This window comes from Pseudarthrobacter sp. R1 (genome assembly GCF_024494415.1).
Lineage (GTDB): Bacteria > Actinomycetota > Actinomycetes > Actinomycetales > Micrococcaceae > Arthrobacter.
In genome coordinates this window covers 804,759-818,195 of the sequence record NZ_JAMKFI010000008.1, presented here as the reverse complement: position 1 = coordinate 818,195, position 13,437 = coordinate 804,759, and the positions used below count along the sequence as shown (strand labels likewise).

The 13,437-nt window shown below is 64.9% G+C and carries 13 protein-coding genes; 5 read left to right on the top strand and 8 right to left on the bottom strand.

Annotated elements, in window-relative coordinates:
* Positions 1-17: 17 nt before the first annotated feature.
* Entirely contained in the window at positions 18-338 is a 321-nt protein-coding gene (locus tag M8J71_RS14605; protein WP_256248562.1) for a protealysin inhibitor emfourin, read from the top strand.
* A 9-nt stretch (positions 339-347) separates the two neighbouring features.
* Here the strand turns inward: M8J71_RS14605 and M8J71_RS14600 are convergent, their stop codons facing one another.
* Positions 348-1,316 (bottom strand): GlxA family transcriptional regulator, encoded by a 969-nt coding sequence (locus M8J71_RS14600; protein WP_256248561.1) that lies wholly within the window; start codon positions 1,314-1,316, stop codon positions 348-350.
* 81 nt (positions 1,317-1,397) lie between these two features.
* On the opposite strand from M8J71_RS14600, the gene M8J71_RS14595 reads away from it, so the two are divergent.
* Both M8J71_RS14595 and hrpA read left to right on the top strand, forming a co-directional pair.
* The gene (locus tag M8J71_RS14595) at positions 1,398-1,565 is read left to right on the top strand and encodes a hypothetical protein (RefSeq protein ID WP_205484217.1); all 168 of its coding nucleotides are present in this window, start codon (positions 1,398-1,400) and stop codon (positions 1,563-1,565) included.
* A gap of 97 nt (positions 1,566-1,662) precedes the next feature.
* Complete coding sequence (hrpA, locus tag M8J71_RS14590; protein ID WP_256248560.1) at positions 1,663-5,628, top strand: ATP-dependent RNA helicase HrpA; 3,966 nt, start codon at positions 1,663-1,665, stop codon at positions 5,626-5,628.
* A gap of 3 nt (positions 5,629-5,631) precedes the next feature.
* Here hrpA and M8J71_RS14585 read toward each other — a convergent pair whose 3' ends face one another.
* From M8J71_RS14585 to M8J71_RS14575, 3 genes are read right to left on the bottom strand one after another with little or no spacing between them, the layout of a single operon-like run.
* Entirely contained in the window at positions 5,632-6,060 is a 429-nt protein-coding gene (locus M8J71_RS14585; RefSeq protein WP_256248559.1) for an HIT family protein, read from the bottom strand.
* On the bottom strand, positions 6,057-7,235 hold the full coding sequence (locus M8J71_RS14580; protein ID WP_256248558.1) for an NAD(P)-dependent alcohol dehydrogenase: 1,179 nt from the start codon (positions 7,233-7,235) through the stop codon (positions 6,057-6,059). Before M8J71_RS14580 ends, M8J71_RS14585 begins: the two co-directional genes overlap by 4 nt.
* A gap of 9 nt (positions 7,236-7,244) precedes the next feature.
* The gene (locus tag M8J71_RS14575) at positions 7,245-8,156 is read right to left on the bottom strand and encodes a sulfurtransferase (protein ID WP_256248557.1); all 912 of its coding nucleotides are present in this window, start codon (positions 8,154-8,156) and stop codon (positions 7,245-7,247) included.
* Between the two features lie 73 nt (positions 8,157-8,229).
* Between M8J71_RS14575 and M8J71_RS14570 the strand changes: the two genes are divergently transcribed.
* Positions 8,230-9,321 carry a PLP-dependent cysteine synthase family protein gene (locus M8J71_RS14570; protein WP_256248555.1) on the top strand — a complete coding sequence of 364 codons (1,092 nt, stop codon included), beginning with the start codon at positions 8,230-8,232 and terminating at the stop codon, positions 9,319-9,321.
* On the opposite strand, the gene M8J71_RS14565 is transcribed toward M8J71_RS14570, so the two are convergent.
* Positions 9,318-9,974 carry an MBL fold metallo-hydrolase gene (locus M8J71_RS14565; protein ID WP_256248554.1) on the bottom strand — a complete coding sequence of 219 codons (657 nt, stop codon included), beginning with the start codon at positions 9,972-9,974 and terminating at the stop codon, positions 9,318-9,320. The genes M8J71_RS14570 and M8J71_RS14565 overlap by 4 nt on opposite strands.
* A gap of 94 nt (positions 9,975-10,068) precedes the next feature.
* Here M8J71_RS14565 and M8J71_RS14560 point away from each other — a divergent pair, with 94 nt between their 5' ends.
* Positions 10,069-10,587, top strand: coding sequence for a Fur family transcriptional regulator (locus M8J71_RS14560; RefSeq protein WP_163162907.1), 519 nt, complete (start codon positions 10,069-10,071; stop codon positions 10,585-10,587).
* A gap of 68 nt (positions 10,588-10,655) precedes the next feature.
* Here M8J71_RS14560 and M8J71_RS14555 read toward each other — a convergent pair whose 3' ends face one another.
* The 3 genes from M8J71_RS14555 to M8J71_RS14545 are packed head-to-tail and all read right to left on the bottom strand — an operon-like array spanning position 10,656 to position 13,329.
* The gene (locus M8J71_RS14555; RefSeq protein ID WP_256248553.1) at positions 10,656-11,531 is read right to left on the bottom strand and encodes a metal ABC transporter permease; all 876 of its coding nucleotides are present in this window, start codon (positions 11,529-11,531) and stop codon (positions 10,656-10,658) included.
* On the bottom strand, positions 11,531-12,346 hold the full coding sequence (locus M8J71_RS14550) for a metal ABC transporter ATP-binding protein (protein WP_256248552.1): 816 nt from the start codon (positions 12,344-12,346) through the stop codon (positions 11,531-11,533). Before M8J71_RS14550 ends, M8J71_RS14555 begins: the two co-directional genes overlap by 1 nt.
* Positions 12,343-13,329, bottom strand: a complete 987-nt coding sequence (locus M8J71_RS14545; protein ID WP_256248551.1) for a metal ABC transporter solute-binding protein, Zn/Mn family — start codon at positions 13,327-13,329, stop codon at positions 12,343-12,345. Before M8J71_RS14545 ends, M8J71_RS14550 begins: the two co-directional genes overlap by 4 nt.
* Between the last annotated feature and the right edge of the window lie 108 nt (positions 13,330-13,437).

Genomic DNA, 13,437 nt, shown 5'->3' with positions numbered 1-13,437 from the left:
CAGCCAGGAACCAGGCCATGAAGATCAGTGTGGAGCGCACCGGCGGCATCGCGGCGATGACTAGGGTTTGGACGGTAAACGCCGAGTCCGAAAAGGCCAGAAATCAATGGCAGCCCATCGTTGAAGCATGCCCTTGGGACGCCGTACCCAGGACACCGCGAGCTGCCGCGGCCGAATACTCAGGGGCCCAGCCGGATCGGTTCATCTACTCCATCCGGGCAGGCCAGCACCGGGCAGCCCTGCCGGAGCAGGCAGTCACCGGTCCCTGGCGGGTGCTGGTGGACACCACGCGGGCAGCCGCTGAGGAGTCACGCGCGGCACAGCGCCGGGATACGTAAAGCCCGGAGCTAACCTACCTCTGCCAGCTGTCCGCGGAAGGCCCGCCGGTAGGACTGCGGGCTGGTGTCCAGGACTTTCGCAAAATGGTGCCGCAGCAGCACCGGCTGCCCAAATCCGGACTCGCGCGCGATCTCGTCAATGTTCAGGTCAGTGGACTCCAGAAGTTCCTGAGCGCGAAGCACCCGCTGGGAATTGAGCCAGGCCGCCGGCGTTGCACCGGTTTCCGACCGGAACTTCCGTGCGAACGTCCTCGCGGACATGTGCACGCGGGCAGCCAGTTCGCCCACAGTGTGTTCACGGTCCAGGTGCTCCACCATCCAGCGAAGGAGTTCCTCCATCGGCGCCGAGCCGCACGTGGGCATGGGCCGGTCAATGAACTGTGCCTGGCCGCCGTCACGGTGCGGGGGAACCACCATGTCGCGGGCAATTGCGGCGGCCACATGCGCTCCCAGTTCCACGCGCACCAGGTGCAGGCAGGCATCTATCCCGGCGGCCGTGCCGGCGGAGGAGATGATGTTCCCGTCCTGCACGTACAGGACATTTTCGTCCACCTGCACGCGGGGGTATTCGGCAGCCAGTTGGCCCGAATAGTGCCAGTGCGTGGTGCAGCGACGGCCATCCAGTAGGCCGGCCCGGGCAAGCGCGAAAGCTCCTGAGCAGATGGACATGACCCACGCTCCCCGTGCATCCGCCGCCCGAAGCGCCTCAAGGACGGACTCCGGCAAGTCATCGTCCCTGCCATACGGAGCCATGATCACCAGGTCCGCATCGGCGGTGGCTTCCAGCCCCAGGCTCACATTCATGGACAGTCCGGACTTGAGCGGCACATCCCCAGGGACAGGCGTGCAGACACGGAAGTCAAACGCCGGGACCCCGCTCCCCCGCCCGGACCTGTCGATGCCAAACACTTCGCAGGCAGTGCCAAATTCGAACATCGAGAAGTTGGGAACCACGATGACAACTACTGTTTTCAGCATGCTTACATTGTGGCAGGAATTATAGCTTTTTGGGCATTTCTGCCACTTTTTCTTGATGGCAGAGAGGAGAAGCATGGAGGCATGGAAATCCTCACAACCGCCCTCATCGTCCTGCTGCTCCTCGTATTCGCCGCCACTGTGTCGGCCCTCCTGCGTGACGGGCGGGGGCACACGCCTCCCGTCGAATCGCATGAAGCATGGTCCGCCCTGGACCTTCCCAGCACCAACTACACGCTCCGCATTTTCTAGGCCCAACCACCCAAGCCCCAACCACCCAAGCTATAGGTAGGGCTGCAACCAGTCGAAAGCGGGAAGCCCGGGCTCCCGCAGTAGACTGTCAGCAGCCATGACACTTCACATTTCCTATCCTGCCGAGCTCCCGGTCTCCGAGCGCCGCGAAGACCTGATGGCCGCCATCGCAGCGAACCAGGTCACCATCATCGCCGGCGAGACCGGCTCCGGTAAGACCACCCAGATTCCCAAGATGTGCCTTGAGCTTGGCCTGGGCGAGAACGGCCTGATCGGCCACACCCAACCGCGCCGGCTTGCAGCCCGCACGGTTGCGGAACGCATCGCCGAGGAACTGGGCGTGGACATCGGCCAGGAGGTGGGCTTCCAGGTCCGCTTCACCGGCGAAGTCAGCCGGAACACCAAGGTCAAGCTGATGACCGACGGCATCCTGCTGGCGGAAATCCAGCGCGACAAGCTGCTGCGCAAGTACAACGCGATCATCATCGACGAAGCCCACGAGCGCAGCCTCAACATCGACTTCATCCTCGGCTACCTCAAGCGGATCCTGCCGCAGCGGCCCGACCTCAAGGTGATCATCACCTCCGCCACCATCGATCCGGAACGCTTCGCCAACCATTTCGGCACTCCCGATGTCCCCGCCCCCATTATCGAGGTCTCCGGGCGGACGTACCCGGTGGAAATCCGGTACCGCCCACTGTCTCAGCCGCCGGCCGGGACAGATGCAGAGAACGCGTCCGACGACGAGCTCGAGGAAGACCGCGACCCGCTCGATGCCGTCTGTGACGCGGTGGATGAACTCGCTGCGGAAGCACTTGGCGACATCCTCGTATTCTTTTCCGGCGAGCGCGAGATCCGTGATGCCGCTGACGCCCTCCAGTCCCGGATCCAGTCCAATAGAAGGCTGGCCGGAACTGAAATCCTCCCCCTGTTCGCACGCCTGAGCCTGCAGGAACAGCACAAGGTGTTCCATCCCGGCAACAAACGCCGGATCGTGCTCGCCACCAACGTGGCAGAGACGTCACTGACAGTGCCGGGCATCAAGTACGTGATCGACACAGGCACGGCGCGCATCTCGCGATACTCACACCGCACCAAGGTCCAGCGGCTCCCCATCGAGCGCGTCTCGCAGGCATCGGCCAACCAGCGTTCCGGCCGGTGCGGCCGCGTGTCCGACGGCATCGCCATCCGCCTTTACTCGGAGGAGGACTTCGAGTCCCGGCCCCGCTTCACCGATCCCGAAATCCTGCGTACCAACCTGGCCGCCGTCATCCTCCAGATGACAGCGATGGGAGTGGCACGGGGACCGAAGGACGTCGAAAACTTCCCCTTCGTGGAGCCTCCCGAAACCCGGGCAATCAACGACGGCGTCACGCTGCTGCGCGAGCTCGGCGCCCTGGCTGCCGCACAGCCCCAGAACGGCACGGGCGGCGCGAAAAGCGGCGGCGGGCTCACCGCCGTCGGGCAAAAGCTCGCCCAACTCCCGGTGGATCCCCGGCTGGGCCGGATGATCGTAGAAGCTGGAAAACGCGGCTGTGTCCGTGAAGTCATGATCCTGGCAGCAGCCCTCACCATCCAGGACCCCCGTGAGCGCCCTACGGACAAGCAGCAACTCGCGGCGGAAAAGCACAACCGGTTCAAGGACGAGAACTCGGACTTCACCGGCTTCCTGAACCTGTGGAACTACATCCAGGAGAAGCAGCAGGAGCTGTCGTCGTCGGCCTTCCGCCGGCTGTGCCGGGCCGAATTCATCAACTACCTTCGGGTGCGCGAGTGGCAGGATCTGTTTGCCCAGCTGCGCCAGCTTGCCCGGCCCCTGGGCATCAGTTTGGACAACAAGCGCCTGGCCGATCCGGTAGGCAACCACGACGGCATCCACATCAGCCTCCTGTCCGGGCTCCTGAGCCACGTCGGCATCCTGGATGAGCGCAAGCGTGAGTACGCCGGGGCCAGGGGCAGCCGCTTCGCAATCTTCCCCGGTTCTGCATTGTTCAAGAAGTCGCCCACCTTCGTGATGGCGGCGGAGCTGGTGGAAACGAGCCGGCTCTGGGCCAGGGTTGCAGCGAAATTCGATCCCGCCTGGGCAGAGCAGGTGGCCCCGGACCTCGTCAAGCGCAGCTACAGCGAACCCCACTGGTCCACCCGCCAGGGCGCGGTCATGGCTTACGAAAAGGTCACGCTGTACGGCGTGCCCATCATCGCCCAGCGCAGGATCAACTACGGCAGGGTGGATCCGGTGGTCGCCCGGGAACTCTTCATCAGGCACGCCCTGGTGGAGGGCGACTGGAAAACCCACCACAAGTTCTTCCACCGCAACCGGGCCCTCCTGCAGGAGGTTGAGGAACTCGAAGCCAGGATGCGGCGCCGGGACCTCCTGGTGGACGACGAGACGCTGTTTGAGTTCTACGATGGCCGGGTGGGGCAGGACGTTGTGTCCGAGCGGCACTTTGATAAATGGTGGAAGGACGCCCGGCACCAGAACCCGGACCTCCTGGACTATGACAAGTCGCTCCTCCTCAACAATGACGCCGACGAGCTCGACGAATCCGCCTACCCGAAGACCTGGCTGCACAAGGGCTTTGAACTCCCGCTGACCTACGAGTTCCACCCGGTCGCCCCCGGCTCGCCGCCCAACCCGAACGACGGCGTCACTGCCGAGGTGCCGGTCCTTTTCCTGAATCAGCTGGACGACAAGGCATTCCGGTGGCTGATCCCCGGCCAGCGCGTGGAACTGGTGACGGCCCTGATCAAGTCCCTGCCGAAGCAGATCCGCAAGAACTTTGTTCCTGCCCCGGACGTAGCCCGGCAGGCAGTGGCGGTACTGGAGTCCGACTTCGACCCGGCCTCGGATGAACTGGAACCGTCCCTCGAACTTGCGCTCCGCCGCATCCGCGGAAGCATCATCCCACCCGGTTCGTGGAACTGGGACGCGGTGCCCCCGCACCTTCGCGTGACCTTCAAGGTAGTGGACAGCAAGGGCAAGGTCCTGGACGAGGGCAAGGACCTCGCGGCCCTGCAGGAACAGCTTGCACCCGCCACCCGGCGGGCCATTGCCGAATCTCTCGGTGCCACGCCTGCCTCTACCGCCCCGCGCAGCAAGGCGGCGCGTACGGGGGCCGCGTCGGACGACGCCGGGAATCCCCGGGTGCAGGCGCCCGCCTCCGTCCCGGCTGGCTCCGGCCCCGCCGGATTCCGGGAGCAGGAAGGCCTGACCGAATGGAGCTTTGGCACCATCCAACGCCAGGTCAGCAGCCTGGTCAAAGGCCACACTGTCACCGGTTATCCGGCGTTGGTTGACCAGGGCGAGTCGGTGGCACTCCGGGTTTTCCAGACCCCGGACGAGCAGCAGGACGCCATGCGCGGCGGTGTGATCAGGCTGCTGGCGCTGCGCGTTCCCGCTCCCGACCGGTACGTGCTGGAGCACCTGAGCAACACCGAGAAGCTGACATTCAGCCAGAACCCGCACGGCTCGGTCGCAGCGCTGATTGCCGACTGCGCGCTGGCAGCCATCGACAAACTCACCCCGGCAGAATTGCCCTGGGACCGGCAGTCCTTCGATGCGCTCTATGAAGTGGTCCGGGCCGAGCTGATCGATACTGTGTTCAGCGTGACCGCCGTGGTGGAGCGCATCCTTGCCGCCACCCGGCGGATTGAAAAGCAGCTCAAGGGCACTACCAGCCTTGCACTCATCAGCGCGCTCAATGACATCAAGAGCCAGCTGGAGAACTTGGTGTACCCGGGGTTTGTGGCACGCACCGGCTATGGCCAGCTCAGCCAGCTCCCCAGGTACCTCGCCGCCATCGAGAAGCGGCTGGAGCGCCTCCCCGGCAACGTCCAGCGCGATGCCCTCAGCATGGCAGTAGTGCAGCGGCTCGAGGACGACTACGACGACGCCGTTTCCGCCCTGCTTCCGGGACGGCGGGCCGGCGGCGAACTGGCCCAGGTCCGCTGGATGATCGAAGAGCTCCGGGTGAGCCTCTTCGCCGTCGAACTTGGAACGGCCTATTCGGTCTCCGAAAAGCGGATCCGCGCCGTGCTCAACAAGGCGCTGGCCCCGGCCTAGCGGCTAGGAAGCCGGAACGAATTCGCCGTATCCTGCCGCCCGGAGGCCTTCCCGCAGTTTCTCGGCATTGGCATCCAGGACCTTCGGATCAGGATTCTGGTCTGCCGAGGCGAAGTTGAAGTCCGCCATGCTCCTCGAAGGCCACACATGCACGTGAAGGTGGTTAATTTCATAACCTGCCACGATCAGCCCGGCCCGCGCCGCGCCGAAGGTGTCCACCTGGACGGCTCCGATCCGCCGGGCCACCTCCATGACCCTCGCCAGGGTCTCCGGGGAAGCGTCGGTCCAGCGGTCCACTTCCTCTGTGGGGACCACCAGGGTGTGTCCGTCGGCCAAGGGTCCCGTGGTGAGGAATGCCGCCACGTCGTCTTCCCGCCAGACAAAGCGGCCGGGGATTTCGCCGTTCAGGATCCTGGTGAAGAGCGTGCTCATGCGTCTGCCTCCTTGGCGGGTGCCTGCAGGGTACTGGTGTCCAGCACAAACCGGTATTTCACATCGCCCGCGACCATCCGATCGTAGGCGTCGTTCAGCTGGTCTGCCCGGACCACTTCAACGTCCGCAACAACGCCGTGCTCCGCGCAGAAGTCCAGCATTTCCTGGGTTTCGGCAATGCCTCCGATCAAGGAGCCGGCATAGGCTATCCGGCGCCGGATCAGCGCCCGAGGATTCACGGGCGGCATCGCTTCGGACGGAAGGCCGAGCTGGAAGAGTGCACCGTCCACGCGCAGGGTGCGGAACAGCGGGTTCAGGTCGTGCGGGGCTGCCACGGTGTCGATGATCAGGTCGATGGTGCGGTTGGCGGCGTCCATCGCTGCCTCATCGCGGGACAAAACTACCTCGTCGGCGCCCAGTTCAAGGGCGGCCGGCACTTTGGATTCGGACGTGGTGAACACCACCACCTTGGCTCCCATGGCTTTGGCGAGCTTGACGGCCATGTGGCCGAGTCCGCCCAGCCCCACCACACCCACCACATCGCCTTCTTCGACGTCGAAATGCCGCAGGGGCGAAAACGTCGTCACCCCGGCACACAGCAACGGTGCGACGGCGGCGGGATCCAGGGATTCGGGCACCCGAAGGACATAGCGGCGGTCCACCACCACGGAGGAGGAATAGCCGCCCTGCGTCAGGGAACCGCCGTTCCGCCGGTCCACGGCCCCGTACGTGGCGGTCATCCCGATTTCGCAGTACTGTTCCAGCCCGTCCAGGCAGCTTTCGCACTCGCGGCAGGAATCCACCATGCAGCCCACGCCCACGGGGTCCCCGGGCGCGAAGTCGGTGACGGCTGACCCGACCCGGCTGACAGTACCCACGATTTCGTGGCCGGGCACAAGCGGCCAGCTCTGGCCGCCCCACTCCCCACGCACCGCGTGGACATCGGAATGGCACAGCCCGCAAAACTCAATGGCGATTTCGACGTCGTCCGCCCCGGGAGTGCGCCGGGCAAGGGTTAGCGGCACCAGCCCGCTGTCCGGAGACGTCGCGCCGTAAGCGGCGGCCAGGACGCCGTCGTCGGAGGCAATAACGCCAGAGCCGGCTGGTGCCGGAGCGGCAGGTTTGGGGGTGACAGGTTTTGCGAGGGGCGGCGGCACGGGACGTCCAGGAGTCATAGTGCGACGCTACTCTTCAGCCTCGCCATGTTTCCACTCAGCCGGCCCGCCGCCGCCGGGTTCCGGTCCCGTCACCACAGGCAGGTTGGCATTGCTGGACCACTCTGAGAAGGACCCGGGATAGAGGGCAGCACGGAATCCGGCGAGCTCAAGGGCTGCCACCTGATGGGCTGCCGTGACCCCGGAACCGCAGTAGACGCCCACCCGGCTGTCGTCGGTGATGCCCAGCGATTCGAAGCGCCGGCGCAACTCGGCGGGAGGCAGGAAGCGGCCCGCGCCGTCCACGTTCGCGGTGGTTGGAGCGCTGACTGCACCAGGGATATGGCCTGCGCGGGGATCAACAGGCTCAATGTCGCCGCGGTACCGTTCTCCGGCCCTCGCGTCGAGAAGAATTCTCTCCGAAGCGGGACCAGACGCAAGGAGCCCGGCCTCCAGCCAGCCGGTCACATCGGCTGCCCCAAGGACCGGCATCTGTCCGTCTGCCAGGGTGACGTCACCGGGACTGGCCCTGACCTCGCCCTGTTCGATTGGCAAGCCGGCCGCCCGCCACGCTGCCAGGCCGCCGTCGAGCAGGTAAACCTCGCGAACGCCGGCGTTCCGCAGCATCCACCACGCCCGTGCGGCCGCCATGTTGGCGCTGTCATCGTAGGCCACCACAACAGCACCCCGGGTGATACCCCAGCGCCTCGCCGCTTCCTGCAAGGCGCCGGGAGTTGGCAGCGGGTGCCTGCCCCGCTCGGGAGCTGCAGGGTCTGCAAGTTCGGCGGCCAGGTCAACGAAGACGGCGCCCGGCAGGTGCCCCTGCAGGTAGTGGTCGTGGCCGTGCGGGTCCCCCAGGGCCCAGCGCACGTCCAGCAGCACGGTGCGCCTGCCGGCAGCCAGGCGCTTCTCCAGCGCCGAGACATCCATGAGGGGGTTCATCGTGCTCCTTCCGGTGGGCAGCCAACGCTCCCACTCTAACGGCAGCTCCGGCGGCCGCGGGTAGGCTGGTGCGGTGAAGATCGAGCGCACCGCGGGCCGGGACTGGGCCGATGAAGCCATCCGGAAAATCACGGCAGAAAACAACCGCTCCGCCGATACCCACCTCTACTCGGTGCCCCTCCCCGAGCACTGGGGTGTACAGCTCTACTTGAAGGATGAGTCCACGCACCGTACCGGCTCCCTCAAACACCGGCTCGCGCGCTCCCTTTTCCTGTTCGGGCTGGTCAACGGCTGGATCAGGGAAGACACCACCATTGTTGAGGCCTCCAGCGGCAGCACCGCCGTGTCCGAAGCCTATTTTGCCCAACTCCTGGGGCTGCCGTTCATCGCCGTCATGGCACGCACTACCAGCGCCGAAAAGATTGCCCTAATTGAGCAGTTCGGCGGCGCATGCCTCCTGGTGGACCATGCCTCCGAGGTCTATGCGACGGCGGAGGAAGTCGCCGCCACCTGCGGCGGGCACTACATGGACCAGTTCACCTACGCCGAGCGGGCAACGGACTGGCGCGGAAACAACAACATCGCGGAGTCCATCTTCGGCCAGCTCGAACTGGAGGAACATCCCATCCCGGACTGGATTGTGGTGGGCGCAGGGACGGGCGGCACCAGCGCAACGATCGGGAGGTACCTCCGTTACCACAGCCATCCCACGCGGCTTCTGGTAGTGGACCCGGAGAACTCAGCCTTTTACCCGGGCTGGCGGGGTAACACCGCCTGCCCGGCCACCGGCCTGCCATCCAGGATCGAGGGCATTGGCCGGCCGAGGATGGAGCCCAGCTTCGTGCCATCCGTGATCGACCACATGATCCAGGTTCCGGACGCAGCATCGGTCGCCGCCATGCGCCACCTGCACACCCTCGCCGGACTCCACGCCGGCCCCTCTACCGGCACCAACCTCTGGGGCGTGTGGCAGGTCATTGCCGAAATGATCGCGGAGGGCCGGAAGGGCAGCATCGTCTCGCTGATGTGCGACGGCGGCGAACGCTACGCCGGCAACTACTACCACCCGGACTGGTTGGTTTCGCACGGCTTGGAGCCTGCGCCGTATGAAGCGGTGATCCGGCGGTTCTTCGACACCGGCAGCTGGGACGGCGCAGAGATTTAGATTTCTACGGACTCCCGTGCGGCCAGGTGCTGATACTCCGTACCGTATTTTGCGCCGAGCCTCTTGACATGGCCCTCCACAATCTTCAGGCCAGCGTCATTAAGCAGTCCGTCATGGATCTGGAAGGCGCGGGGTGCGCGGACGCCGATCACGAAGTCCACCACCTCGGCGGCCTTGCTCCATGGCGCATGAAGGGGAACGAGGAGTGTCTGCACGCTGATGCCGTCAGGAATAACAAACGAATCGCCCGGGTGGTACACGTTTCCGTCCAGGAGGTAGCCGACGTTTGCCACGACGGGGATTTGCGGGTGGATCAAGGCGTGCTGTCCGCCAAAGCTGCGGACCTCGAAGCCGGCCACTTCGAAGGATGACCCGGGATCGACGGTATTAATACGGGCCGCGGCTTCGGGAGCTTCCTTGCGCAGGTTGTCGGCAACGCCCGCAGGGGCAAAAACCGCCAGGTCCGTGTTGCCCTTTAAGGCAGCCACCACTACGGGAACGTCGATATGGTCGCCATGTTCGTGCGTGACCAGCACTGCTTCGGCACCGGCCAGGGCCTCAGCCGATTCCGAAAATGTCCCGGGATCCAGCACGATGATCCGGTTGTCCTTCTCGAGCCGAACACAGGCATGGGTGTATTTGGTCAGCTTCATAGCGCCAGCCTAGGGTCCGGCACGAACCCCTGTCCACGAAGCTCCGGCTGGTAATCTTGATCTTTGCCACAACCTGAGGGAAGCGAGTTCATCCATGCCGTTCGGCACCAAGGCTGATTCCACCAAGCCCGCTTCTGCCCCGGCCTCGGGCGGCACCACGCGGGCGGTTGCCGGTTCTGCCGGAGCGTCCGGTCCTGCCGCCGGCAAGGAACAGCGCGTCACCAAGCAGAGGCTGGCAGTGAGCGCCGCCCTTGATGAACTTGACGATTTTGTCAGCACGCAGGAGCTCTACCGTATCCTGCAGAACCAGGGCGTATCGGTCTCCCTCGCCACGGCCTACCGGATCCTCCAATCCCTTGCCGACGAGGGGCTGGTGGACGTGCTGCGCAATGGCGAAGGCGAAGCGGTATACCGCCGCTGTGCCGTCACCGGCCACCACCACCACCTCCTGTGCCGGAACTGCGGCAAGGCCGTCGAGGTGGAAGCGCCGGCCGTGGAAACGTGGGCAGCCCGCACAGCCAGCGAACACGGGTACACCGAAGTAGCGCACACGGTGGAGATCTTTGGGTTGTGCCCGGACTGCTCGGCACTCAGGGCCGCCGGCAAGCTTTAGGAGGGCCCGGCGTCGGGAGCTGTCCCTGCCGCTTGCCCCGTGGGGATGGAGGGTAGGCGCCTGCACGATCAGTGCGCCTGCAGTACCCTGCCGTTGATGCCCCGGGAGGACCGGACGGATCCGATGACGCGGCAAACCACATAGATCAGGAACGACAACGTGGTGACGTAGGGGCTGATGGGGATGCGGCCGCCCAGTGCCAGCAGGATTCCGCCGACGGTCGCCGTTATGGCGAACGCCACGCTGAGCACCACCACCGCCACCGGAGAGGAAGTCACCCGCAGGGCGGCGGCAGCCGGTGTGATCAGGAGTGCGAGCACGAGCAGGGCTCCCACCACCTGGATGGAAAGAGCCACGCTGATTCCCAGCAGGACCATAAAAACGATGGCGAGCGTCCGGACGGGAACGCCCCGGGCCTCGGCCAGTTCCGGATCCACGCTGGCAAAGTTCAGTGGACGCCAGATGGCCGCGAGGACCACCATCACCACCACCGCGGTTCCGGCAAGGGCCTGAAGCTGCACGGTGTCAACTGACACTATCTGCCCAGTGAGCAAACCAAACTTGTTCGCCGCGCGGCCCTCATACAAGGACAGGAACAGGATTCCGAGGCCCAGCCCGAACGGCATAATCACGCCGATGATTGAGTTCTTGTCCCTGGCCCTGACCCCCATGAGGCCCAGCAGCAGCGCTGCGGCCACAGAGCCGATCAGCGAACCAAAAACGATGTCAGCCCCGATCAGCAGGGCAAAGGCGGCGCCGGCGAAGGACAGTTCGGAAATTCCGTGCACCGCGAACGCCAGGTCGCGCTTCATAACGAAGGTTCCCACCAGCCCGCCGAGCAGGCCCAGGACTGCTCCTGCCCAAATCGAGTTCTGGACCAGGACCAGCAACTCGCCGTAGTTCTCGAAGCTGAAGATCGCGCCAACAATACTGTCGGTGTCCATCAGGCCACCTCTCCGGCAAGGGCATGGGCTTCCGCGTGATGATGCGTGGTGGCATCCGGCAGGCCCACCACCACGATGCGCCCGTTGGCGTGGATCACCTCAACGTGGCTGCCGTAAAGGTCGGAGAGGACTTCGGTGGTCATGACCTCTTCCGGGGTCCCGACCCTGAAGCGGCCTCCCGCAAGGTACAGCACGCGGTCCACGTAGTCGATCACGGGGTTGATCTCGTGGGTGACAAAAACCACGGCGCTGTTCTGCTCGTGGCATTGTTTGTTGATCAGGGCGCTGACGGCCTGCTGGTGGTGCAGGTCGAGGGAGAGCAGGGGTTCGTCGCAGAGCAGGACCTGGGGGTCAGTGGCGAGGGCCTGGGCCACACGGAGCCGCTGCTGCTCGCCGCCGGAGAGCTGGCCCACCGGAACCTTGGCGTACTCCGTTGCACCCACCAGTTCAAGGAGCTCGTCAATCCTGCGGTTCGCCTTGGCCGAGGACAGGCGGAGTCCCCAGCGGTGGCCGTCCACGCCCAGGCCCACGAGATCCCGTGCACGCATGGGCGTATCCCGGGCGAAAGACTTTTGCTGGGGGATGTAGCCAATCAGGCTGCTGCCCCGCTCAACGGGGTGCCCGCCAAGGCTGGCTTTGCCCCGGTGCAGGTCCTGGAGACCCAGCAGGACCTTCAAAAAGCTTGTCTTGCCGCTGCCGTTGGGGCCGAGCACGGCAAAGAACTCGCCGGGCCTGATGTCCAAGTCCAGATCCTCCCAGAGCGTCCGCTTTCCGAATGCGAGGGACGCCCCGGTGAGGCTGACCACGGGTTTCAACTATTCTTCTCCAGAACTTTGCTGACGTTGTCCACATTGCCCGTCATCCACTGCACGTAGGTCTTGCCCTCCGGCAGCGTTTCACTGAAATCGAGCACCGCAACCCCTGCCGCTTCGGCGGCCTGCTTCAGCGCTTCGGTCTGCGGACCTTCGGTCTGCCCGTTGTAGGCCAGGAACCGGACAGACGTGGAGGACACCAGGTCGGTTGCTGCCTTGAGGACGGCCGGCGGAACGTCGGAGCCTTCCTCAATCGCAGCAGTGTAGTCCTCAGGCGTAGCGTTCTCCAGGCCTGCAGCTTCGAGCAGGTACACGGGCACCGGCTCGGTGACAGCCACCTGGGCCCCGGCCGCTCCGGCCTTCAGCCCTTCAAGTTTTCCGGCCAGTTCCTCCAGCCCGGACTTGAAGTCAGCAGCGTTCGATTCGAAGGTTGTGGCGGATGCAGGCTCCAGCTCACCAAGCTTGGCGGCAACGCTATCGGCCAGCTTTCCCATGGCTGCGAAGTTGTACCAGACATGCTCGTTCAACCCGCCGTGATCGTGCGCGTGGTCATCCCCTGCCGGCGATTCCGCGGGGGTGGCCCCGCCCGAGGCCTCTTCCTCCGGGTGCGCCAGGCCGGAGAGTTCGACGGCGTTCAGCACCTTGCCTGCGTCAAGGTTGCTGTCCTCGGCAAGGGTGTGGAGGAAATCGTCGTAACCGCCGCCATTTTCGATGACGAGGTCCGCCTTGGACACGGCCAACCGGTCCTGCGCGGTGGCTTCGTAGGAATGCGGGTCCTGGCTCGTCTTGGTGATGATGGCCGTAACGCTGACTTTGTCTCCGCCGATTGTTGTGGCGATGTCCCCGTAGACGTTGGTGGATGCCACCACGTTGATGCCAGCCGCAGCTTCGGACGGCACCTCAGGCTGCGGGCTGCAGGCGGTGAGCATCAAGCCCAGCCCGGCAAGGGCGGCTAAAGACGTTCGGGCAGCGGCGAAACGGCGCACGGAAACCTCGGCTCAGGGGAACGGAAAGAACCAGTCGAGCTTATACCTAAATAGGAATGATTCCTATTTAGGGATAAGACAGTCCAGACCTTCGTCCTATATCCGGGC